General features: G+C 72.8%; 19 protein-coding genes and 1 pseudogene. 10 read left to right on the top strand and 10 right to left on the bottom strand.

Annotated features, from left to right (window positions below; genetic code table 11):
* Positions 1-84 precede the first annotated feature (84 nt).
* Together ABD296_RS13455 and ABD296_RS13450 are read left to right on the top strand one after the other, a co-directional pair.
* Positions 85-507: a lamin tail domain-containing protein gene (locus ABD296_RS13455; protein WP_344265829.1), complete on the top strand. Its 423-nt coding sequence runs from the start codon at positions 85-87 to the stop codon at positions 505-507.
* A gap of 122 nt (positions 508-629) precedes the next feature.
* The gene (locus ABD296_RS13450; RefSeq protein WP_344265826.1) at positions 630-3,656 is read left to right on the top strand and encodes a BTAD domain-containing putative transcriptional regulator; all 3,027 of its coding nucleotides are present in this window, start codon (positions 630-632) and stop codon (positions 3,654-3,656) included.
* Here the strand turns inward: ABD296_RS13450 and ABD296_RS13445 are convergent.
* Genes ABD296_RS13445 through ABD296_RS13430 form a run of 4 tightly spaced genes read right to left on the bottom strand, consistent with a single transcriptional unit; the run spans position 3,641 to position 7,285 of the window.
* Positions 3,641-4,453, bottom strand: a complete 813-nt coding sequence (locus ABD296_RS13445) for an ABC transporter permease (protein ID WP_344265823.1) — start codon at positions 4,451-4,453, stop codon at positions 3,641-3,643. The two genes, ABD296_RS13450 and ABD296_RS13445, sit on opposite strands and share 16 nt — an antisense overlap.
* Positions 4,450-5,412 carry an ATP-binding cassette domain-containing protein gene (locus ABD296_RS13440; protein WP_344265820.1) on the bottom strand — a complete coding sequence of 321 codons (963 nt, stop codon included), beginning with the start codon at positions 5,410-5,412 and terminating at the stop codon, positions 4,450-4,452. Before ABD296_RS13440 ends, ABD296_RS13445 begins: the two co-directional genes overlap by 4 nt.
* Before the next feature lie 44 nt (positions 5,413-5,456).
* The gene (locus tag ABD296_RS13435; protein WP_344265818.1) at positions 5,457-6,650 is read right to left on the bottom strand and encodes a CaiB/BaiF CoA transferase family protein; all 1,194 of its coding nucleotides are present in this window, start codon (positions 6,648-6,650) and stop codon (positions 5,457-5,459) included.
* Complete coding sequence (locus ABD296_RS13430) at positions 6,647-7,285, bottom strand: GntR family transcriptional regulator (protein WP_344265816.1); 639 nt, start codon at positions 7,283-7,285, stop codon at positions 6,647-6,649. Before ABD296_RS13430 ends, ABD296_RS13435 begins: the two co-directional genes overlap by 4 nt.
* 24 nt (positions 7,286-7,309) lie before the next feature.
* On the opposite strand from ABD296_RS13430, the gene ABD296_RS13425 reads away from it, so the two are divergent.
* A complete protein-coding gene (locus ABD296_RS13425) occupies positions 7,310-8,245 on the top strand; it encodes a hydroxymethylglutaryl-CoA lyase (RefSeq protein ID WP_407061471.1) in 936 nt (311 codons plus the stop codon).
* A 4-nt stretch (positions 8,246-8,249) separates the two neighbouring features.
* On the opposite strand, the gene ABD296_RS13420 is transcribed toward ABD296_RS13425, so the two are convergent.
* Entirely contained in the window at positions 8,250-9,458 is a 1,209-nt protein-coding gene (locus ABD296_RS13420) for an MBL fold metallo-hydrolase (protein WP_344265811.1), read from the bottom strand.
* Between the two features lie 238 nt (positions 9,459-9,696).
* Here ABD296_RS13420 and ABD296_RS50575 point away from each other — a divergent pair.
* Positions 9,697-10,666 (top strand): annotated as a pseudogene (locus ABD296_RS50575) (GlxA family transcriptional regulator).
* Positions 10,667-10,743: 77 nt separating this feature from the next.
* The gene (locus ABD296_RS13405; RefSeq protein WP_344265808.1) at positions 10,744-11,346 is read left to right on the top strand and encodes a cysteine hydrolase family protein; all 603 of its coding nucleotides are present in this window, start codon (positions 10,744-10,746) and stop codon (positions 11,344-11,346) included.
* An 85-nt stretch (positions 11,347-11,431) separates the two neighbouring features.
* On the opposite strand, the gene ABD296_RS13400 is transcribed toward ABD296_RS13405, so the two are convergent.
* The 5 genes from ABD296_RS13400 to ABD296_RS13380 all read right to left on the bottom strand — a co-directional run bounded on the left by ABD296_RS13400 (position 11,432) and on the right by ABD296_RS13380 (position 16,657).
* Positions 11,432-13,003, bottom strand: a complete 1,572-nt coding sequence (locus tag ABD296_RS13400) for a purple acid phosphatase family protein (RefSeq protein WP_344265806.1) — start codon at positions 13,001-13,003, stop codon at positions 11,432-11,434.
* Between the two features lie 245 nt (positions 13,004-13,248).
* Positions 13,249-14,193, bottom strand: a complete 945-nt coding sequence (locus ABD296_RS13395) for a hypothetical protein (RefSeq protein WP_344265803.1) — start codon at positions 14,191-14,193, stop codon at positions 13,249-13,251.
* Between the two features lie 68 nt (positions 14,194-14,261).
* A complete protein-coding gene (locus ABD296_RS13390; protein WP_344265800.1) occupies positions 14,262-15,569 on the bottom strand; it encodes a phosphotransferase family protein in 1,308 nt (435 codons plus the stop codon).
* Positions 15,566-15,976 carry a nuclear transport factor 2 family protein gene (locus ABD296_RS13385; RefSeq protein ID WP_344265797.1) on the bottom strand — a complete coding sequence of 137 codons (411 nt, stop codon included), beginning with the start codon at positions 15,974-15,976 and terminating at the stop codon, positions 15,566-15,568. Before ABD296_RS13385 ends, ABD296_RS13390 begins: the two co-directional genes overlap by 4 nt.
* Positions 15,977-16,000: 24 nt before the next feature.
* Positions 16,001-16,657 (bottom strand): TetR/AcrR family transcriptional regulator, encoded by a 657-nt coding sequence (locus tag ABD296_RS13380; RefSeq protein ID WP_344265794.1) that lies wholly within the window; start codon positions 16,655-16,657, stop codon positions 16,001-16,003.
* A 133-nt stretch (positions 16,658-16,790) separates the two neighbouring features.
* Here ABD296_RS13380 and ABD296_RS13375 point away from each other — a divergent pair, with 133 nt between their 5' ends.
* The 5 genes from ABD296_RS13375 to ABD296_RS13355 are packed head-to-tail and all read left to right on the top strand — an operon-like array spanning position 16,791 to position 21,778.
* Positions 16,791-18,314: a class I adenylate-forming enzyme family protein gene (locus tag ABD296_RS13375; protein ID WP_344265791.1), complete on the top strand. Its 1,524-nt coding sequence runs from the start codon at positions 16,791-16,793 to the stop codon at positions 18,312-18,314.
* 12 nt (positions 18,315-18,326) lie between these two features.
* Positions 18,327-18,908: a VOC family protein gene (locus ABD296_RS13370; RefSeq protein WP_344265788.1), complete on the top strand. Its 582-nt coding sequence runs from the start codon at positions 18,327-18,329 to the stop codon at positions 18,906-18,908.
* Complete coding sequence (locus ABD296_RS13365; protein WP_344265785.1) at positions 18,892-19,533, top strand: carboxymuconolactone decarboxylase family protein; 642 nt, start codon at positions 18,892-18,894, stop codon at positions 19,531-19,533. Before ABD296_RS13370 ends, ABD296_RS13365 begins: the two co-directional genes overlap by 17 nt.
* Positions 19,533-20,744 (top strand): acyl-CoA dehydrogenase family protein, encoded by a 1,212-nt coding sequence (locus ABD296_RS13360; RefSeq protein ID WP_344265783.1) that lies wholly within the window; start codon positions 19,533-19,535, stop codon positions 20,742-20,744. The genes ABD296_RS13365 and ABD296_RS13360 overlap by 1 nt, the downstream gene beginning before the upstream one ends.
* A complete protein-coding gene (locus ABD296_RS13355; RefSeq protein WP_344265781.1) occupies positions 20,741-21,778 on the top strand; it encodes an SMP-30/gluconolactonase/LRE family protein in 1,038 nt (345 codons plus the stop codon). Before ABD296_RS13360 ends, ABD296_RS13355 begins: the two co-directional genes overlap by 4 nt.
* The last annotated feature ends 55 nt before the right edge of the window (positions 21,779-21,833 follow it).

The following is a 21,833-nucleotide window of genomic DNA, read 5'->3' as shown; positions in this document are numbered from 1 at the left end:
TGTACGCGAATACCGATACAAATAGGCATTCGCTGGTGAACGGAAGGGGATCTACGGGTGAAGAGGCTTGTTGTTACGGGGGCCGTGGCCATCGCCGGAGCGGTGGCGGCGGGGCTGCTGGCGGCGGCGCCGGCCGAGGCCGCGAGCCCGGTGCAGATCTACCGGGTCTACTTCAACTCGCCCGGCACGGACACGCGGTCGAACGCGTCGCTGAACGCCGAGTGGGTGCAGCTGTACAACACCTCGACGACGTCGAAGCAGCTCAAGGGGGTCACGCTGCGCGACAAGTCCGGCCACACGTACACGTTCGGCTCGTTCACCCTGAAGGGGCACAAGTCGGTCTACGTGCACACGGGCCGGGGGACGAACACCGCGACGAACCGGTACTGGGGCTCGAAGGCCTACATCTGGAACAACACCGGTGACACCGCCTACCTCCGCTACCCGAGCGGCGCGGCGGCGGACTCCTGCTCGTGGGGCGGCAGCGGCTCGTCCAAGTACTGCTGACACCGGCGGCCGCGTACTGCTGACACCGGCGGCCGCGTACTGCTGACACCGGCGGCCGCGTACTGCTGACACCGGCGGCCGCCCGGACTCCTGCTCCGGGTCGCGGGTGACACAGTTGGGGCATGCGGGTTGGGGTGCTCGGGCCGTTGGCGGTCGCCGATCGGGACAGGGACGTCCCGGTCGGCGGGGCCCGGCTGCGCGCGCTGATGACCAGGCTGGCACTCGAGCCGGGACGGACGGTCCCGGCGGACGCGCTCGTGCGGGCGCTGTGGCCGGACGGCGGGCCGGCGGATCCGGTGCACGCGTTGCAGGCGCTCGTCTCGCGGCTGCGGCGGTGCCTTCCGGATGGGTGCCTGCGGTCGGTGGCCGGGGGTTATGTCCTGGACGTCCCGGACGAGGCCGTTGATGCGCTGACGTTCGAGCGGCTCGCGCGGGAGGGCGGCCGGGCGCTGCGGGACGGGGACGCCGAGCGGGCGGCCGGGCTCTTGCGGGACGCGCTCGCGTTGTGGCGCGGGGACGCGCTGGCGGACGCGGCGCGGCTGCCGTTCGCCGAAGCGGCTGCCGTCCGGCTGGAAGAGCTGCGGGTCGCGGCGACCGAGGACCGGGTCGCCGCCGACCTGGCCACGGGCGCCGATCCGGCGCGGCTCGTCGCGGAGCTGGAGGAGCTGGCGGCGCGGCATCCGCTGAGGGAACGGGTCCGCGTGTTGCTGGTGGAGGCGCTGCATAGGGGCGGCCGGGCGGCGGAGGCGTTGGTCGTCTTCGAGCGGTTCAGGGGTGTGCTGGCGGACGAGCTGGGCGCCGATCCGGGCGCTGAACTGCGGGAGGCCTACCTCGCGGTGCTGCGGGCGGTGCCGGTGGAGCGCGTGCGCGGGAACCTGCGCGTCCCGTCGACCAGCTTCGTCGGGCGGGAGGACGAGCGCGCCTGGATCGGGCGGCGGCTGTGGGACGGCAGGCTGGTCACGCTGGTCGGCCCCGGCGGTGCCGGGAAGACGCGGCTGGCCACGACGGTCGCGGCGGAGCTGGCCGGGAGGTTTCCGGGCGGGGTCTGGTTCGTGGGGCTGGCGGCGGCCGGGCCGGACGAGGTGCGGCGCGCGGTCGCCGACGTCCTGGGGGAGGGGACGGGCAGGCTGGTCGAGGCGCTGTCCGCCGACGCGACCTTGATCCTTCTGGACAACTGCGAGCACGTGGTCGAGGCGGCGGCGCGGCTCGCGGACGAGCTGCTCGGCCGCTGCCCCGGCCTGCGCATCCTGGCGACGAGCCGGGAGCGGCTGGGCGTGGACGGGGAGGCGTTGTGCCCGGTGCCGCCGCTGGACGTCGCCGAGTCCGTGCGGTTGTTCGGCGAGCGTGCGGCGGTGGTCCGGCCCGGGTTCCAGGGGGATCCGGAAGTGGTCGCGGAGGTCTGCCGCCGGCTGGACGGGTTGCCGCTGGCGATCGAGCTGGCCGCCGCGCGCCTGCGGTCGATGCCGCTGGACCAGCTGTCGGCGCGGCTGGACGACCGGTTCCGGCTGCTGGCGGGCGGCAGCCGCACGGCTCTGCCCCGGCACCGGACGCTGCGCGCCGTCGTCGCCTGGAGCTGGGACCTGCTGGACGAGAAGGACCGCCGGTTCGCCGCGCGGCTGTCGGTGTTCCCCGGCACGATCACGCCGGACACCGCGAAGTGGGTCGGCGGCCGGGACGAGCCGCTGGACGCGCTGGATTCGCTGGCCGACCGGTCGCTGCTCCAGGCGATCGACGGGCCCGAGCCGAGGTTCCGGATGCTGGAGACGATCCGCGAGTACGGGCGGGAGCGGCCGGCGGACGCCGATGCGGCGCGCGACGCGCACCTGGCGTGCTTCCTCGATCTCGCGGAGCGGGCCGAGCCGCATCTGCGCGGCGCGGAGCAGCTCCGCTGGATCGCGTTGCTCGCGGGCGAGCGCGAGAACCTGTCCGGGGCGCTGAACTGGGCGGTCGAGTCGGGTGATGCGGCGTCCGCGATCAGGTTGGGGGCGGCTCTGGCGTCGTTCTGGACGATCCAGGGCGATCATGCGGAGGCGGCGCGGCGGCTGCGGCAGGCGCTGGAGGTTCCGCGTGACGCGCCCGTGCCGGGGGACGCCGAGGCCATCGCTTTGGGCGGATACGCGTTCAACACCGTCCTGTCGGGCGGGGCCGCGCGCGGCGATCCGCTGCTGCGGTCGCAGGTGGACGCCGCGCATCCACTGGCCGCGCTGGCCGAGCCGTCCGTCGCCCTGCTCGCGGACGACACGGCGGGCGGTGTCGCGGCCGTCGACCGCCGCCTCGCCGGGGAGCGCGACGCGTGGGCGCGGGCGGCGCTGTACCTGACGCGGGCGATGCTGAACGGCAACCGGGGCGCGATGGACGCGGCGGGCCACGACATCGTCGCCGCTCAAGCCGCGTTCCGGGAGGCCGGTGACCGGGCCGGGCTGGCGCTCGCGCTGGTGTTCTCGGCCGAGGCGCGGACGGTCGCGGGCGACTTCGGGACCGCGATCGAGGAGCTGGAGGAGTCGATCGGGCTGCTGCGGGAGCTGGGCCAGGACACCGCCGCCGGCATGCAGCGGGTGATGCTCGCGGTGGCGCGGGCCCGCGCCGGGGACGTCGGGCGGGCCCGCGAGGAACTCGCCGTGATGCTCGTTCCAGGCGCCGCGACGCCGTCCCGCTATCTGGTGCCGGTGCGGCTCGCGCTGGGCGACCTCGCGCGTCAGGCCGGCGACGCGGGCGAGGCGAGGCGGCACTATGCCGCCGCCGAGCGGGACCTTGCCAGGGTGCCGTCGTACCCGCAGTTCCGCGCGCTGCTGGAGACGGCGATGGCGCAGCTCGCGATCGGTGCCGATGACCTGGACGAGGCCCGCGCGCGGCTGCGGAAGGCCCTCGTCCAGGCCATGGAGGCGCCGGACCTGCCGATCGCGGCGGTCGCGGGCATCGCGGTCGCCCGGCTGTGCGCCGCGTCCTCGCCCGTACGAGCGGCGGAGGTCATGGGTGCGGCGTCGGTACTGCGCGGCGCGCCTGACGCGTACAACCCCGACGTCGTTCTCGTGGCGCGCGCGCTGAGGAAAGCCTTGGGCGAGCGCGTCTACCGGGACGCCTATGCGCGCGGCGCCGACCTGGACGTATCGGACGCGCTCGCCCTCCTGGACGGTCAGCTACGCCGCTGATAGGCGAGGACGGCCAGCGGCGCGAAAACCACGAGGAACACGGCCGACCACAGAAGCGTCAGCATCGCCTCGTGTGCGACGGGTCCGCCGAGGAGCAGTCCGCGGCAGGCGTCCACGGCATGGCTGACCGGGTTCATCTTCACCCACGCCTGCAGCCAGCCGGGCAGCGTGTGCGTCGGCACGACCATGTTCGTGCCGAAGGCGAGGGGGAAGATGCCGAGGAACGCCACCGTCTGCACGATGACCTCCTCCCGGATCAGCACGCCGATCAGCACGTTGATCCAGCTCATGCAGAACCCGAGCGTCACCGCGAGCCCCGCCGCGCCGAGCGCCCGCGGCACGTCGGTCTCCACGCGGAATCCCAGCAGGTATCCGGTGGCGAACAGCACGACGACCGCGACGAGGTACCGGATCAGATCGCCCAGCACCGAGCCGGCGAGCGGCGCGGACCGTCCGATCGGCAGGCTCCGGAACCGGTCGAAGACGCCCTTCTTGATGTCGGTGTTGATGCTGAGCCCGGTCGCCAGCATCCCGACGAGGATCGCCGACATCACCAGCACGCCGGGGAAGATGTACTGCAGGTAGGCGTGCGTGGAGCCGGACACCGCGCCGCCGAACAGGTACACGAACAGCAGCAGGAAGACGATCGGCATGAACAGGGCGTCGCTGAGCAGCCCCGGGTTCCGCCGGTTCTTGGTGAGGCTGCGGCCCGCGAGCAGCAGGCTGTGCCGGACGAGCCCGAGCCGGCGCCGCGCCGGTGCCGCCGCCGCCTGCGTGCCGGTGATGGTCGCCGTCATGCCGCCGCCTCCGTGTCGTCCGCGCGGTGGCCGGTGAGGGTGAAGAACACCTCGTCGAGGCCGGGCAGGCGCAGCGACAGTTCGGTGACCGGGATCCCGGCCGCCGCCAGCCGCCGGACGGTCTCGGCGAGCGCGCCGTCGCCGTCCTCGCCCGCGACGGGCGCGGTGACCGCGTCCCGGTGCGGCGACTCGGCGTCGCGCCCGGTCACCGCGCTGAGGATTCCGGCGACCTCGGCGAGCCGGCCGGGGTCGCGGGGGCGGACGGTGATGGTCCGGCCGCCCGCGATCCGCTTCAGCTCGGCGGGCGTCCCCGTCGCGATCACGCGGCCGCGGTCGATCACCGCGATCTCGTCGGCGAGCGCGTCCGCCTCCTCCAGGTACTGCGTGGTGAGCAGGACGGCGCCGCCGCCGGACGTCATCGACCGGATCAGCCGCCACGCCTCCTCGCGCCGGCCCGGGTCGAGGCCGGTCGTCGGCTCGTCCAGGTAGATCACGGCGGGCCGGCCGATCATGCCGGCGGCCAGGTCGAGGCGGCGCCGCATCCCGCCGGAGTACGTCGAGACCTTCCGTCCCGCGTCGCCGGTCAGCTCGAACCGCTCCAGCAGCTCGGCGGCGCGCGCGCGGGCCTCGGCCTTGCGCAGGTCGAGCAGCCGCCCGATCAGCACGAGGTTCTCGGCGCCGGTGAGGTCCTCGTCCACGGACGCGTACTGCCCGGTGAGGCCGATCATCCGGCGCACCTCGGCGGCGTCGCGCACCACGTCCAGCCCGCGCACCTCGGCGCGTCCGGCGTCGGGACGCAGCAGCGTCGCGAGGATCCGAATGGCCGTCGTCTTTCCTGCGCCGTTGGGTCCGAGGACACCGAGGACGGTGCCCGGACGGGCCGCCAGGTCCACGCCGTCCAGCGCGGTCGTCTTCCCGAATCTCTTGACCAGGCCCTCGGCCCGGAACGCGTAGTCCATGGGGACGACGCTGCCCCGGGCCGCTCACAGATCGCTCACAGCGGTCAGATGGTGCCGGTGGTCTCCAGGGTCTTGATGTCTTCGGGGGACAGGCCGAGGAGGTCGCCGTAGACCTCGGTGTTGTGCTCGCCGAGAGACGGGCCGAGTGTGCGGACCTCGCCCGGGGTTTCGGACAGCTTCGGGAACACGTTGTGCATCGGGAAGTCGCCGAAGTCGGGATGCGCCATCCGGATGATCGCCTCGCGGGCCTTGTAGTGCGGGTCGGCCAGCATGTCCTTGGCGCGGTAGGTCAGCCCGGCCGGGATGCCGTTCTCGTGCAGCAGGTCGAGCAGTGCGGCGGAGCTCTGGCCGGACGTCCACGCGCCGATCAGGTCGTCGAGCTCCGCGGCGTTGGCGCCGCGCGCGCCGTGGGTCGCGTAGCGCTCGTCGTCGGCCAGTTCCGGACGGCCCATCAGCGCGGCGAGCCGGCGCCAGATCGTGTCGCGGTTCGCGGCGATCAGGACCGGTCCGTCCAGCGTCGGGTAGACGTTGGACGGCGCGATGTTCGGCAGCACGGAGCCGGTGCGTTCCCGCTGGTAGCCGGCGATCTCCCATTCCGGGACGAGCGACTCCATCAGCGCGAGCACCGCCTCGTACAGGGCGGAGTCGACGATCTGGCCGCGTCCCGTCCGGTGCCGGGCGTGCAGCGCGACGAGGGTGCCGAGCGCGGCGAACGTGCCGGCCAGCTCGTCGCCGAGCGAGATGCCCGCGCGGGACGGCGGCTTGTCGGGGTCGCCGGTGACGTAGCGGATGCCCCCCATCGCCTCGCCGATCGAACCGAAACCGGCGCGCGGCGCGTACGGGCCGTCCTGCCCGTAGCCGGTGACGCGGGTGATGATCAGCCGCGGGTTCTCCCGCCGCAGGTCGGCGGGCGCGAGGCCCCAGCGTTCGAGGGTGCCGGGGCGGAAGTTCTCCACCAGCACGTCGGCCTGCGCGATGATCCGCCGGGCGAGCGCCTGGCCCTCCGGCGTGCGCAGGTTCAGCGTGACCGACTTCTTGTTGCGCGCGAGGATCGGCCACCACAGCGACATGCCGTGTGGCTTCTCGCGCCCCCACTCGCGCATCGGGTCGCCGGACCCCGGCGGCTCGATCTTGACGACCTCGGCGCCGAAGTCGCCGAGCAGCTGCCCGCAGAACGGGCCCGCGAGCAGCTGGCCCATCTCCACGACCCGCAGGTCTCCCAGCGCGGCGTCGTTCATCGTTCCTCCTCGGTCGTCAGGTTGGCCGCGGCGGCGCGGATGTGCGCGCGCATCACCGATTCGGCCCAGTCGGGGTCGCGGGCGGCCAGCGCGGCGACCAGTTCGCGGTGGTGGTTCATGCTGCGGGCCATCGCGCCGGCGTCGTAGCGGCGGAACGTTCCGACGATCAGGGGGGCGTGCATGACCGACGTCAGCATCGCCGGGAGCCGCCGGTTCTGGGACGCCTCGATGACGGCGGCGTGGAACAGCGAGTTGAGCTGCGCGACGCGCGTGAGGTCGCCGTCCGCGACCGCCGCCTCCATCGCGTCGCACCGGCCGAGCAGGTCCGCCAGGACGTCCTGGTCCGGCGCCATGCGGGCCGCGCGCGCCGCCGCGTAGGGCTCCAGCAGCGACCGCAGCTCGAAGATCTCCTCCAGGTCCCGCCGGGTCCACCGGACGACCCGCGCCCCCCGGTGGGGCAGCACCTCGACCAGGCCGTCCGCGCCGAGCCGCTGCAACGCCTCCCGGACGGGCGTGCGCGACAGCCCGAGTGTCTCGGCCAGTTCCGCCTCGCCGAGCCGGCTGCCCGCCTGTGCCTCGCCGGAGAGGATCATCCGCCGCACCGCGTCGTAGGCGGCGTCGGTCGCCCGTGCCATCCGATCCCCCTCCGCGTTGATTGCATGCAATATAGTCATATCGAGGTCGAATCACGCAAGATGGAGGCCGAGTTGCATACAACAGTGCTCGAAGTGGGGCCGCGCGACGGGCTGCAGAACGAAGACCGCGTGCTCACCCCCGACGACAGGATCGCCTTCATCGCCCGCTGCGTGGACGCCGGGACCCGCCGCATCGAGGCCGTCTCGTTCGTCAACCCCAAGCGCGTGCCGCAGATGGCGGGCGCCGAGGAGGTCATGGCCGGGGTCCCGCGCCGCGACGGCGTCTCCTACAGCGGCCTCGTCCTCAACCGGCGCGGCCTCGACCGCGCCCTCGATGCCGGTGTGGACGAGGTGAACGTCGTGCTCGTCGCGTCCGACACGTTCAGCGTCCGCAACCAGGGCCGCACCATGGCGGAAATGCTCGACGTCTGGGACGACATCGCCGCCGCCGCGCGCGACGCGGACGTCCCCGCCGGCGTCACGATCGCCGTTGCGTTCGGCTGCCCGTTCGAGGGCGAGACGCCGCCCGAGCGCGTCGCCGAGATCGCCCGCCGCGCGCACGCCGCCGGCGCGGCGGAGATCGCGATCGCCGACACGATCGGCGTCGGCGTCCCCGCCCAGGTCCGCGACCTGACCGCCCGCGTCCGCGCGGCGGCGCCGGGGACACCGTTGCGCTTCCACTTCCACAACACGCGCAACACCGGCTACGCCAACGCCCTCACGGCCGTCGACCTGGGCGTTCCCACGCTCGACGCCAGCACCGGCGGCTTCGGCGGCTGCCCCTTCGCCCCCGCCGCCACCGGCAACATCGCCACCGAGGACCTCCTCTACGCCCTGCACCGCAGCGGCGTCGAGACCGGCATCGACATGGACGCCGTCGCCGCGACCGGCACCTGGCTCGCCGACCTCCTCGGCGAGCCCGCCCCCGCCCTGCTGGGCCGCGCCGGCGGCTTCGGCTGACGGCCTACTTCCGGCCCTTGGACTTCGCGACGTCGAAGCGGTCGAGGTCGTTGCCCAGCGTGATGCGGCCGCGGTAGCGGGCCTTCCGGGCACTGGCGTCGGCGGCCTTCTGCCAGCCGGCGTCCGAGAGGACCGACGGGTCGGCCGGCGAGATGTGGCTGATCACGATGTGCCGGGCCCCCGACTCGACGCCGATCGCGCCCAGTTCGCCCACCTCGGTGTGGACGGCGCCGATGTGCTCGACGACCGCCGGCGGGTAGCCGATCGCGGCGACGGCGTCCCGGTGGAAGGCCTCGTGGACGAGGACGTCGGCGTCGTCGGCCAGCCGCGGGACGTTGGGCGACCGGGCGGTGTCGCCGGAGAAGACGATCACGCCGTCCTCGGTCTCGATCCGGTAGGCGAGCGCGGGGAACACCGGTCCGTGCGGGACGAGGATCGCGGTGACCTTGAGGTCGTCGTTCTCCATCACCGGGAACGGGTCCATCCGCGGCGCGGTGTTGGTCGCGCTCGCCCCGGCCGACGCGGGCGGCTGGATCTCGTGGGCCCGGACGTAGTCGGCCGGGTCGCTGCCCATGTGCTCGGCGATGAACCCGTTCGTGGAGTAGGCGAACGCCGCGTTCGACAGGCGCAGCACGTCCGCGACGCCGGGGACGGGATCGTCCGCCTCGACCCAGTGCGACCCGGGCGGCGGACCGGCCGGCAGCCGACCCGCCGAGCCGGGCCCGTACACATCGATCGGCTTCTGGAAGCCCTGCTTGCCGACGACCCCGGCGCTGAGCAGCGGGAACGAGAACAGGTCCACGGTGTGGTCGGCGTGCAGGTGCGTTACGAAGATCGCGGCGAGGGACGGCATGGACAGCCCGGCCCGCATGAACTGGGTGACGGCCGCCCGTCCGGCGTCGATCACGTAGGTGCGGCCGTTGACGACCAGCGCGGACGCGATGCCGGTCCGGGCCGCGAGCGGCGGCGGTCCGCCCGCGGTGCCCAGCAGGAACAGTTCGGTGCCGCGATGGCCGGGACGGCGGCCACCGGGTGCGGCCTGCGCCGCCTGGGCGGTGGCGGGGGCCAGACCGGCGAGCGCCGCCGCGCCGCCGCCGAGAACGGCGGCCCTGAGGACCGCCCGCCGGCCGGAATGCGCGGTTTCGGACGCCGGGGCTTCGGACGCGATGGCTTCGGCGGGGCCTTCAGCGGGGTGGGATGCGCAGGTGCACACGGAGACAACCTTCGGCCGACGGGGTGGATGCCTGGCGTTCGCTCAGGTCAGGGGTGTCACCTAAGGAAGCAGAGGGCACGGTCGCGGCACCAGGTCACGGGTGATCGTTATCCCGGATGCCGGTCATCGACGGAGTGGATACCGGCGTCGCGCCCGCACGGCGGGGAGGCGGCCGGTGTCCGGATGTGACAGAACCTCGTCGTGGCGGACATGGCGGCATGCCGGTGACAATGGGCTCATGTCCGCACCGCACCGTGTCGTTGTCGCCGTGTTCCCGGACGTCGACCTGCTCGACGTCACCGGGCCCGCGGAGGTGTTCGCGCTCGCGAACCGGGAGATGTCCGGCGGGACGCCCTACCGGGTGCTGCTCGCCGGGCCGGACGGCGGCCAGGTGCGCACCGCCGCCGGCGTCCGGCTCGTCACCGACCTGACGTTCGGGGAGGTCGGCGACCGGGTCGACACCCTGGTGGTGCCGGGCGCGGTGGACCGCGACGGCGCGCCGGTGATCGATCCGGACCTGGTCGGCTGGATCGCCGAGACCGCCGGGCACGCCCGCCGCGTCGCCTCGGTGTGCGTCGGCGCGCACCTGCTGGCCGCCGCGGGGCTGCTCGCGGGCCGGACGGCGACCACGCACTGGGCCACCGCGGACCGGCTCGCGGCCGACCACCCGGACGTCGTCGTGGATCCCGACCTACGTCCGGTCGGGGAACGTGTGGACGGGCGCCGGCATCAGCGCGTGCATGGACCTCGCGCTCGCCCTCGTCGCCGAGGACCACGGCGAACGGCTCGCCCTCGCCGTCGCCCGGCAACTGGTGATGTACCTCAAGCGGCAGGGCGGGCAGAGCCAGTTCAGCGTCCCGCTGTGGCAGGCCCCGGCCGAGCGCCGCGACCTGGACGAGCTGCGGGCGTGGATCACCGCGAACCCGTCCGCCGACCTGTCGGCCGCGGCGCTCGCTGACCGGATGTGCCTCAGCGAACGGCACTTCGCACGGGTCTTCCGCCGGGAGACCGGCGCCACTCCGGCCGCCTTCGTCGAGGCGGCGCGGGTGGAGGCGGCGCGGCGGCTGCTGGAGGGCACCGACGAGCCGCTCGACCGGGTCGCCGGCGCGTGCGGGCTCGGATCGGTCGAGACGCTGCACCGCGCGTTCAGGCGGCGGCTCGGCACCACCCCGGCGGCCTACCGGCGGCGGTTCCGCACGGCCGCCTGACCTCCCGTTCCCCACTCCGGCCCGGTCGGGCCGGCGCTGCACGCTGCCCGGATTTCCAGAATCACAGGAGGAATGAGATGACCGTTTCCACCACGCTGCGCCAGGTGATCGGCCTGGACGGCGCGCTGCCCGCGCTGTCCACGAGCACCCTGGTCCTGATCGACTTCCAGAACACCTACCGCACCGGCGTCATGGCGCTGCCCGGCGCCGACCCCGCCCTGGACGCCGCCGCCCGGCTGCTCGACCGCGCCCGCGCCGCCGGAACGCCGGTCGTCCACGTCGTCAACGACGGCGGCGAGGGCAGCCCGTACGACATCCGCGCCGAGATCGGGCGGATCGACTCCCGCGTCGAGCCCCGGGACGGCGAGCCGGTCGTCGTGAAGAGCTTTCCGAACTCCTTCCACGACACCGACCTGACGGACGTGCTCCGCCGGCTGGACGCGGGCCCCGCCCTGGTGCTCGCCGGCTTCATGACCCACATGTGCGTCCAGTTCACCGCGCAGGGCGCGTTCAACCTCGGCTACCGGCCCACCGTCGTCGCCGAGGCGTGCGCGACCCGGCCGCTGGCAGGCCCGGACGGCGCGCCGATCCCGGCCGGCGCGCTGCACGCCGCCGCCCTCACCACGATCGGCGACCTGTTCGGCCTGGTCGCCGACCGCGTCGCCGACCTGCCCGACTGACCCGGCTGCCCTTCCGAGGCGCCGCGGGCGGAACCCTCGCCGGTTCCGCCCGCGGCCCGCCGGCCGGTGCGCGGGCACCGAAGCGTCAGGCGCGCGACGGACGGGCGATCGTGAACCGGTCGATCTCCGTGCCGTTCTCGGCCAGCGCCCGGACCGACAGCGTCGAGGTCCGTCCGCGCGACGCCGGGGCCACGTCGACCCGGATGAACGAGTAGCCGGTGAACCGCACCCGCGACCAGTGCACCGTCTCGGCGACCTTGTTGCGGTCCTTGTCCCACACATACGTGGCCACCGAGTCGAGCGGCTTCTCGTTGCCCTCGTAGGAGTCCGGCACCGGGAAGCTGTAGAGGCTCTTGCCCGCGCCGCCCGCCGTCACGTACACCACGCCGTCGCTCTCCGGACGGGCCGTGCCGCCGATCGGCACCTGCTTGCCGACCGCGTTGGCCTTGATGGCGTCCGTGCGCTCGTAGACGTGGTTGTGCCCGTTCACCACCAGGTCGACCTGGTACTTCTCGAACAGCGGCACCCACGCGTCGCGGGCGCCGCCCTCGGAGGCGTGCTGGTTCGTGGTCGAGAACGCGCAGTGGTGGAAGAACACCACGATGAAGTCGACATCGCGGCGCTGCCTCAGCGACTTGAGCTGCGCCTCCAGCCACGCCGTCTGCTTCCCCTTGGACAGGCCCTGATTGGCGGGGATCTCGTAGGAGACGTCGTTGGCGTCCAGCGAGATGACCGCGGTGTTGCCGTACACGAACGAGTACACGCCCGGCAGGTTCTTCGGGTCTGGACCGTTCCCGGGAAGCTGGAAGCGGGCCTCCTCGCCCCCGTACCCGTTGGGCGAGTACCAGGCCTCCATGTCGTGGTTGCCGTACCCGACCATCCACGGCACCTGCTTGGCGACCGTCTCGGTCTGGGCGAGGAACTGGTCCCACGTCCGCACGTCGAAGGTGTCGCTCGTCTGGCCCGACCCGGACGGGTCGGCGTAGCAGATGTCGCCGGCGTGCAGGTGGAACGCCGGGTTCTGCCCCAGGATCAGGCTGTCGTTGGCCAGCGCGTGGTAGCTGACGCCCTGGTCGCCGAACGCGGTGAAGGTGAACTTCGACCGGCTCGCGGGGGCCGTGGTGAACGTCCCGATCGTCCCGGCGAGGTGCGAGCTGGCCGGGTCGAAGCCGTCGTGTCCAACGCCGTAGTAGTAGGTCGTGCCGGGGTGCAGCTTGCTCAGTTGGACGTGCAGGTAGTACTGGGTGTAGTTCGGGCTCGAACCGACGCCGGCCGGCGTGTAGAGGCTGCGGACCTCCGCCGGGATGCGCTTCGACAGGTTCCACGGGTGCGTGCCGATGCGCACGAACGGGTTCTTCACCGCGACGGGGACCTGCCAGGACACGGTCATCTGCGTCCGCGGGTCGGTGCCGAAGGCGAGATGCCGGCCGATCGGCGCGACGAGCGCCCCGTCGACGTGCTCGGGAGACGGGGCCAGCAGCCGCGGGGCGGCCGGCGCCGACGCGTTCGCGGTGCCGGTCAGCAGCCCGCCGGCGGCGAGGCCGCCCGCCGCGACCGCGCCGCCGCGCAGCAGGCCGCGGCGGGAGAACTTCGAGTGCAGGTATTCGTGCTGCTCCGCCATGCTCATGCGCTCGGCGAGGCGCTGGGGGATGCCCATGCGAGGAGTGTTCACGTTCGTTAGGGTGGCGAACGATTCGTGCGCGCAGGCGTCCCCGACATGAACGGACGGCGTACGCCCGGCGGCGCCCGGATCACCGTTCGGCGAGGACGGCCCGCCTTCCGTCCGTGCCCGGAGCGGGCTACCCGGAGGCCAGGGCGAAGATCCAGAAGAGGATCTGGACCGTCAGGACGACGGCGCCGAGGACGGTGATCCCGCTCGGCATCCGGAAGGCCGGGCGGGGGTCAGCTCGCTTGGGGTACCAGGGAGAGGCCGGCCCTGCGGGCCTGTTCGACGCTGTCATGGAGAGCCTCCTCGATCTGCCGGGCCCGCTCGGTCAGGTCGTCGATCTCGGCGATGGCCAGGTCGTCGCGGACCGTGCGGGCCAGCAGGTCGCGGTAGGCGTCGCTCCCTTCGGCCAGGTTCTGGAGGGCGCGCAGTTCGAGCAGCGACCCGTCCGCGGCGCGGGTGCGCGCGGCGTAGCGTTCGAGCGCCTCGACGCGTTTGACGACGGACTCGGTCGCCAGATTCAGGGCCTTGCGCCGGGGACGCATCGCCTCCACGACGCGCGGCGTGCTGACCCCCATCGCCTTCCGCGCCTGCTCGGCGTTCAGCCGGGACAGCTCGGCGAGCGTCTGCGCGATGTCCCAGAGCTGCCGGGGCAGGGTCACCGTGTTCCGCACCTCGTCCAGGAGGCCTTCCCGGTTGACCTCGGACCGGATCACGGCGTCGACGGCCGCCTGCGCGCGGTCGAGGAGGGCGGGTGCGGCGCCGTTGAGTTCCTCGGGGCGGATGTAGCCGTCCTTGTGCCGGCGGATCAGTTTCGGCAATTGCGGTTCGCCCGAAAGGACGAGGACGGTGATGAAAGCGATGATCTGGAGCGGTACGCCCAACAGGATGTTGAAGGCCAGCCCGTAGAAGCCCCAGATGGCGATGGGGGCGATGACCACGGCTTCGGCGGCGATGCCGGCGATCTTCGCCCGCTTCCCGTACTGCCAGCAGGCGAGGACGGGCAGGTAGACCCAGATCGGCGCCTGGAACGCGGCCAGTGCGGCCGTGGTCAGGCCCCGCCCGCCGAAACGCGGGCGGGGCGGCGGCGCGGACGGATGCGGTAGCAGGTGCGCGTTGGCCGCGAGAACCTCGCGCGCCCCTTCGGGGATGTCCGGATCGAGCACCACTCGTGGCGTCACGTGGAAAATCCTCCACGAGTCGATCGACCCTCCACAAGGGATTAACCGAATGTGGAAAACCTCGCGCGTCAGCCGGGAAGTGCCAGGTGGCGCGGGTTGGCCACGGTGAGTTTGTCGACGATCGCGGCGCGGATCGCGGCGACCACCTCGTCGCGGCGGGCGTCGAGGGTGCCCTCGCGGATGGCGGCCGCCAGGTCGGCGTCGGTCTCGCAGCCGAGTTCGCGCAGGCGGGCGGCGTGGGCGGCCTTGTGGGCCTCGCCCAGCAGCAGTTCACGGCGCGCGATGCGCAGCGCGGACGCGGCCACCCGGGCGTGGAAGCGCAGCCGTTCGTCGGGCTGCTCGGCCTCCAGCAGGAACGCGCCGACGGCGTCGATGAGCGCGGACGCGTTCGGACGGTCGTGCGGCGGCGAGTCGGGCGTCGCGGCGAGCGGGTCCTGGACGGTGACGGGGGAGGCCAGGCCGAGCGCGAGCAGGATGTCGTGCTCCTGCTCGCAGACCTTGCGTCCCAGCACGGCGTACTCGATGGACGTGTCGGAGCCGCTGAGGAAGCGCTCGGCCTGGTGGCGGCACAGGATCGTCCAGCGGAGGGTGCCGTAGACCTCCCACCAGTGCAGCTCGCCGGGGGCCGGCGGGGCGCCGCCGGCCTCGGCGTAGCCGGCGAGCAGGTCGTCGCGGGAGCCGAAGCCGCCGGCGGGATGCGGCGAGCCGAACCGCCACGCCTTCACGCACAGCCAGCCGAGGTCCTCGGCGGGGTCGCCGAGGTGGGCGAGCTCCCAGTCCAGGACGCCGGTGACGCCGTCCGGCGCGATCATCAGGTTGCCGTTGCGGAAGTCGCCGTGCACGACCGTGCGGCGCCCGGACGCGGGCGGGCGGTGCTCGCGCAGCCAGCGCAGCGCCAGCTCGACGGCGGGGCGCGGCTCGCCGAACGCCTCGTAGTAGGCGGTGATCGCGGTGAGCGGGTCCTCGTCGGGCAGGCCGGGGACGGGCGCCATCGTGTGCAGCCGGGCGAGGACGCCGCCGAGGTCGCGGGCCAGCCGGGGGCGGACCGCGGCGAACGCCTCGTCGCGCAGCAGCCGGCGCGGGATCGTCTCGCCGGACAGCCGCTCCATGATCATGAAGGGCGCGCCGGCCAGGTCGTCCCCGTGGTCGGCCAGTGAAGGGACGGGGACGCCGGCGCAGGCGGCGGACGCCAGCAGCGCCGCCTCGCGCGCCATCGCGTCCGGGTCGGGCGACGACGGGGGATCGCGGCGCAGGATCAGCGCGCGACCGTCCGCGTCGAACGACCAGGTCTCGCGGCTCGCGCCGCCGGAGAGCCGGTGCAGGTCCGTCACGTCCGCGCCGAGCCGGGCGGCGAGCGCGGACTCCAGCGCGGTCATGCGCGGGCCGCGCGCTGGGCGGCGGCGAGCTCGCGCAGCGGGTCGCTGCCGCGGGTGTCGGCGTACTCCTCGATGCGGGCGATGCGACCGGAGCCGTCGACGGTGACGAACAGGCACGCCGCGATTTCGAGGGGCGCCCCGTCCGGGAGGGTGCCGCGCAGGACGTGCCGCTGGACGTACCCGCCGGGCAGCGCGTCGCGCCGGATCTCCTCGTAGCGGAAGCCGTCGAGGTTGCGCGACAGCCAGCGGAGGGTGCGCAGGTTGTCGTCCACGGCCTGCTCCGCGCCGCCGCCGGAGCCGGGGCCGTTGTGCCAGATCAGCGCGCCGGGCGCGTAGAGGGAGCGGAGCGTGTCGACGTCGCCGCCGGTGATGGCGGCGATGAAGCGGTCGGCGAGTTCCTCGTGCACGCGGGTCTCCTTCGGGGGGAGTTCTCAGGGGGCGGGACGCAGGCCGAGGGCCCGGACGTTGAGGGCGTCGAGGGTGTCCAGGAGCCGTTCGGTGTCGGACGTGTCGTCGCCCTGGACGAGCCAGAGGTACAGCGAGTGGTCGACCATCGCGGCGAGCGCGCGCGCCGACATCTCGGGGTCGATGCCGGAGTCGACGAGGCCGGCGCGCTGCCAGCGCTCGATCGCCCGCGCGGACCGTCCGACGGACTCGGCGCGGTGCTTGCGCCGCATCTCCTGGAACTCCTCGTTGAACGTGGAGACCTGCTCGATGATCGCCATCATCTTGGCGTTGCGCCGGTACGCCTCGTAGTAGGAGCGGTTGGCGCGGCGGATGCGCGCGGCGGGCTCGGTGGCGGCGGGCTCCAGGGCGGCGGAGTCCGCGCCGGGCGCGAAGGAGTGCCGCGTCATGTCCTCGAAGAGCCGGTCGGCGACCTCCAGGAAGACGGCCTCCTTGGACGGGAAGTAGGTGTAGAAGGAGCCGTAGGCCACCCTGGCGTGCCGGGCGATGTGCGCGACCCGGGTGTCGAGGAAGCCGCGCTCCTCGAAGACCTCGCGGGCCGCGGCGATGAGGCGCTCCCTGGTGCGGGCGCCGCGCTCGGTCAGCGGCGCCTGCGGGCTCTCGCCTCCACCCGTCTCCGCCATCCCGTGGTTCCTTTCGCCGTGGGGCCGCCGCCCCGCCGGGGCTTGACAACCTGATGTTCGCAGGAACAGTATCCGAGCATCGAGCAAGTTGATATGACTGTCAAGTCAACTTCGGGGAGGCGCCGGTGCGACCATGCTGATCAGCGACATCGTCGAGTACGCCGCGCGCAAGCATCCCGGCCGCACCGCGCTCCGGTTCGAGGACCAGGTGATCGGGTACGCGGAGCTGCGGGACCGGGTCCGCCGGGCCGCCAACGCGCTGCGGACCATCGCCGAGCCCGGCGACCGCATCGCCGTCCTGTCGGGCAACCGGCCCGAGTACGTCGACCTCTACTACTGCGTCCCCGCCGCCGGGATGGCGCTGACGTTCCTCAACCACCGGCTCCACCCGTCCGAGATCACCGCGCTGGTCGAGCACGCGCAGGCGACCGTCCTGGTCGTCAGCGGCGAGTACCTCGACGCCATGAACGAGCACCGGCACGAGATGCCCGGCGTGAAGGTCGTCGTCGGGCTGGACGGCGGCGGCGACCGCGCCTATGCCGACCTCGTCACCGGAGCGGACGCGACCGAGCCGCCCCGCCCCGACGAGGACTCCATCGCCTGGCTCGTCTACACCAGCGGGACGACCGGCGCCCCCAAGGGCGTCATGCTCAGCCACCGCAACCTGGTCACCGGCGTGATCAGCTCGGCCGCGCAGTGGGAGATCCCGGACGACAGCGTCTTCCTGTTCTGCTTCCCGCTGTGCCACGTCGGCGGGTACGCGGTCCTCGTCAACCACATGCGCTCGGCCACCGTCGGGATCGTCCGGTCCTACGACAACGCGACGTTCCTGCGCCTCGTCGCCGAATGGAAGGTCACCCAGACCGGCCTCGCCCCGACGATGATCGCGTTCCTGCTGGCCCACCCCGGCATCGAGGACCACGACCTCGGCACGCTGGAGGCGATCGGGTACGGCGCGTCCGCGATCCCCGCCGAGGTGCTGCGGCGCGGCATGGACGTCCTCGGCTGCGACTTCTACCAGGGCTTCGGCATGAGCGAGCTCGGCGGCAACATCCTGTACTTCGGCACCGCCGAGCACCGCCGCGCGGCCGCCGGCGAGACGCACCTGCTCGCCGCCGCCGGACGCGTCATGGACCTCGCCGACATCCGGATCGTCGACCCGGACTTCGACGACGTTCCGCCGGGCGAGCCCGGTGAGATGGTCGTCCGCTGCGACCAGGTGATGCGCGGCTACTGGCGCGAGCCCGAGCTGACCGCCGAGGCGTTCCGGGACGGCTGGTTCCGCACCGGCGACGTTGTCCGCCGGGACGCCGAGGGCATGGTCTACATCGTGGACCGCATCAAGGACATGATCATCACGGGCGGCGAGAACGTCGCGTCCCGCGAGGTCGAACAGGTCCTGTACCGGCACCCCGACGTCGCGGACGCCGCCGTGTTCGGCGTCCCCGACCCGCGCTGGGGCGAGGCCGTCTGCGCCGCCGTCGTGCTGCGGCCCGGCGCGTCCGCCGCGCCCGGCGACGTCATCGCCTTCGCCCGCGAGCACCTCGGCGGCTACAAGGTCCCGCGCCGCGTCGAGGTGGTCGCCGAGCTCCCGCGCAACGTCGCGGGCAAGGTCCTCAAGCGCGACCTGCGCACCCGCTACGCCGCTCCCCTCTGAAGGAGGTCCCCAATGGCAACGAACAAAGAGTTCGAGCTCGGCGGAATCAACCACCTCGCGCTCGTCTCGTCCGACATGCAGCGCACGATCGACTTCTACTCCGGCGTCCTCGGAATGCCGCTCATCAAGACCCTCGACCTGCCCGCCGGAATGGGCCAGCACTTCTTCTTCGACTGCGGCGGCGGCGACTGCGTCGCGTTCTTCTGGTTCCCGGACGCGCCGGACGGCGTCCCCGGCATCTCCGCGCCGAAGACCCGCCCCGAGCAGGGCGAGCTGCTCAGCGCCGTCGGGTCGATGAACCACGTCGCGTTCCACGTCCCGGTCGAGAGGTTCGAGGAGTACAGGACGCGGCTGCAGGACAAGGGCGTCGAGGTCAGCCCGATCCTCAACCACGACGACAGCGAGTGGGGCGTCGCCCGCGAATTCAACGACGAGGTCTTCGTCCGCTCCTTCTACTTCCAGGACCCCGACGGGATCCTCCTCGAATTCGCCTGCTGGACCCGCGCCTTCGACGAGTCCGACGTCTCGCACGAGCCGAAGACCGCCGCCGACCGCACCGTCACCAAGGAGAAGAGCAATGCCGCGTCTGCGTGAAGTACCCCGCGCCGAGGTCACCGACGAGCGCATCCTGTTCTTCTACGACCACCTCTTCGCACCGGACCGGGACCCGGCCGTCGACCACGGCACCGCGACCGGCTCGCCCGGCGACTGGTGGACGGTGTTCGCGCAGGACCCGGACGTTTTCAAGCACGCCGTCCGCGGCTTCGCGCTCTACCGCAACTCCTCCCTCGACCCGGTGCTGCGCGAGCTCGGGCAATGCCGGGCCGGGTGGGCGCGCGGCAGCCAGTTCGTGTTCTCCCAGCACTGCAAGCAGATGCGGGCGCTCGGGATGTCGGAGGACCGGATCGAGTCCATTCCGCATTGGCAGACGGCCGACTGCTATTCGGAACTGGAGCGGGCCGTTCTCGCCTACACCGACGGGCTCGTCCTCGACGGCGGGCGCGTCCCCGACCGGGTGTTCGAGATCCTGCAGAAGCACCTCTCCGACAAGGAGATCCTTCAGCTCACCTACATCACCTGCATGTACGAGATGCACGCGACGATGTCCCGGGCGCTGCGGCTGGAATTCGACGACCGTCCCGAGCCCATCGTCGAGGTCGCCGCGCCCGAGGGCTACGGCACCCGCGACATCTCCGCCGACCTCACCGGGGGCAGTTGATGCTGTTCCCCGTGCCGGACCGGGTGCGGGGCGTCCGCGACGCCGTTCATACGTTCATGACCGAACGCGTGGAACCGGCCGAGCCCGCTCTCAATTCCGGTGACCGCGACACCCTTCTGCGACTCCGCGACGAGGCGAAGAAGGAAGGGCTCTGGGCGCTCGGGCATCCCAAGGAACTGGGCGGCGGCGGCCTGCCTTTCCTCGACTACGTCTACGTCAACGAGGTCCAGGGACGCAGCGAATGGGGGCAGCTCGCCCTCGGCACGTTCACGCTCCAGGACTCGCTGATGCTGCACAAGTACGCGAGCCCCCGCTGGCGCGAGCGCTACCTCGCCCCGATGGTCGCGGGCGAGGTCTCCCCGAGCTTCGCGATGACCGAACCCGACCACGCCGGCTCCGACCCGACACAGCTCCAGACCAAGGCCGTCCTGGACGGCGACGAATGGGTCATCACCGGACGCAAGTGGTTCACCACGGGCGCCGGGCAGGCCGCCTACACCACCGTGATGTGCCGCACCGAGCCCGAGGGGACGGCCCCGCACCGCGCGTTCAGCATGATCGTCGTGCCGACGGACACGCCGGGCTACCGGATCGTCCGCGAGACGCCCGTCCTCGGCCTCAACGGCGGCCACTACGAGGTCGCCTACGAGGACGTCCGCGTGCCCGCCGACAACCTGCTCGGCCCGCGCGGGCACGGCTTCGTCATCGCCCAGGACCGCCTCGGCCCCGGCCGGATCTTCCACTGCATGCGCTGGCTCGGCCAGGCGCAGCGCGCCTTCGAGCTGATGTGCGACCGCCTCGGCAGCCGCGTCGCGTTCGGCGAGCCGCTGTCGGCGAAGCAGCTGATGCAGCAGCACGTCTTCGACTCCTACACCGAGATCCAGGCGTCCCGGCTGCTCACGCTCCAGGCCGCCGAGCAGATCGACGCGGGCGACCAAGCCCGCATCGAGATCGGTGCGATCAAGGTCGTTGGCGCGCGGATGCTGCACAACGTCATCGACCGCGCCATCCAGGTGCACGGCGCCGCCGGCCTCACCGACGACCTGCCGCTGTCGCGCATGTACCGGCACGCCCGCGAGGCCCGCCTCTACGACGGTCCCGACGAGGTCCACATCCAGAGCACCGCCCGCCGGATTCTCAAGAACATGAGCGAAGCGAACCGGGGGGCGCGGGGGGCCGTCCCCCCTCGGGGCGACCAGGCGATGGCGTGACGATCACTCGCCGGACCCTGATCTCGGGCGCCGGCGCGGCAGCCGTCCTCGGCACCACAGGGACGGCGGCCGCCGCCGGCCGTCCGCGAAAGGGGAAGAAGATGAAGGTCACCAAGCTGGCGAGCGGGCTGCTGTTCCCGGAGGGCCCGACCGTCCTGCCGGGCGGCGACGTGCTGGTCGTCGAGATCCACCGCGGCACCCTCACCCGCGTGAAGCCGGACGGCACCACGTCCGTCGCCGCGGAGACCGGCGGCGGCCCGAACGGCTCCGCGCTCGGCCCGGACGGGCGCGTCTACATCGCCAACTCCGGCGGCCTCCGCCGCTTCGAGGTCGGCGGGTTCGTGTTCGCGGGCGGGATCCCCGACGACTACACCACCGGCAGCCTCCAGGCCGTCGACCTGGCGGACGGCTCCGTCGAGACGCTCTACACCGAGGCGGACGGCGTCCCGCTCCGCGGCCCCAACGACCTGGTGGTCGACGCCCACGGCGGCATCTACTTCACCGACTACGGCAAGAGCGACGGCGTCACCGGCGACAAGGGCCGCCTCTACTACGCCAAGGCGGACGGCTCGTCCATCAAGCAGATCGCCGGCGGCATGGAGGGCCCGAACGGCATCGGCCTGTCTCCGGACGGCACGCGGCTGTACGTCAGCGAGACCTACACGGCCCGCGTCTGGTGGTGGGACGTCACCGGTCCGGGCGAGATCAAGGGCGGCCGGTCGCTCGGCGGCTCCGGCGGCGGCAACTTCCTCTACACCGCCCCCGACTACGTCAACTTCGACTCGCTCGGCGTCGATGGCCACGGCAACGTCTGCGTCGCGTCGATGGTGCACGCCGGGATCTCGATCGTCAGCCCGAAGGGCGACCTCGTGCGGTTCGTCGACATCGACGTGGACGACGACCCGGGCATCACCAACATCACCTGGGGCGGCCCCGACATGCGCACCGCGTACGTCACCGCCTCCAGCACGGGCCACCTCCTCAAGATCGAGAACTGGCCCTTCCCCGGCCTCCGCCTGAGCCACGCCGCCTGACCCGCCCCCGAACGGGCGTCAGGAGGGCTTGACGTCAGGGTGGTTTGACGGAGAG

The organism is Actinomadura napierensis, from assembly GCF_039529375.1.
In the GTDB taxonomy this organism is placed as follows: Bacteria; Actinomycetota; Actinomycetes; order Streptosporangiales; family Streptosporangiaceae; genus Spirillospora; species Spirillospora napierensis.
This window is presented reverse-complemented; position numbering and strand designations above follow the sequence as displayed.

What these genes read in the sequence shown, in the direction of transcription:
- ABD296_RS13425 (WP_407061471.1), top strand. Translation starts at nt 7,310, where the DNA reads ATGCAATATAGTCATATCGAGGTCGAATCACGCAAGATGGAGGCCGAG.
- ABD296_RS13370 (WP_344265788.1), top strand. Translation starts at nt 18,327, where the DNA reads ATGGCAACGAACAAAGAGTTCGAGCTCGGCGGAATCAACCACCTCGCG.
- ABD296_RS13430 (WP_344265816.1), bottom strand. Translation starts at nt 7,285, where the DNA reads ATGGCACGGGCGACCGACGCCGCCTACGACGCGGTGCGGCGGATGATC.
- ABD296_RS13435 (WP_344265818.1), bottom strand. Translation starts at nt 6,650, where the DNA reads ATGAACGACGCCGCGCTGGGAGACCTGCGGGTCGTGGAGATGGGCCAG.
- ABD296_RS13445 (WP_344265823.1), bottom strand. Translation starts at nt 4,453, where the DNA reads ATGACGGCGACCATCACCGGCACGCAGGCGGCGGCGGCACCGGCGCGG.
- ABD296_RS13380 (WP_344265794.1), bottom strand. Translation starts at nt 16,657, where the DNA reads ATGGCGGAGACGGGTGGAGGCGAGAGCCCGCAGGCGCCGCTGACCGAG.
- ABD296_RS13360 (WP_344265783.1), top strand. Translation starts at nt 19,533, where the DNA reads ATGCTGTTCCCCGTGCCGGACCGGGTGCGGGGCGTCCGCGACGCCGTT.
- ABD296_RS13440 (WP_344265820.1), bottom strand. Translation starts at nt 5,412, where the DNA reads ATGGACTACGCGTTCCGGGCCGAGGGCCTGGTCAAGAGATTCGGGAAG.
- ABD296_RS13405 (WP_344265808.1), top strand. Translation starts at nt 10,744, where the DNA reads ATGACCGTTTCCACCACGCTGCGCCAGGTGATCGGCCTGGACGGCGCG.
- ABD296_RS13450 (WP_344265826.1), top strand. Translation starts at nt 630, where the DNA reads ATGCGGGTTGGGGTGCTCGGGCCGTTGGCGGTCGCCGATCGGGACAGG.
- ABD296_RS13365 (WP_344265785.1), top strand. Translation starts at nt 18,892, where the DNA reads ATGCCGCGTCTGCGTGAAGTACCCCGCGCCGAGGTCACCGACGAGCGC.
- ABD296_RS13390 (WP_344265800.1), bottom strand. Translation starts at nt 15,569, where the DNA reads ATGACCGCGCTGGAGTCCGCGCTCGCCGCCCGGCTCGGCGCGGACGTG.
- ABD296_RS13400 (WP_344265806.1), bottom strand. Translation starts at nt 13,003, where the DNA reads ATGGGCATCCCCCAGCGCCTCGCCGAGCGCATGAGCATGGCGGAGCAG.
- ABD296_RS13375 (WP_344265791.1), top strand. Translation starts at nt 16,791, where the DNA reads ATGCTGATCAGCGACATCGTCGAGTACGCCGCGCGCAAGCATCCCGGC.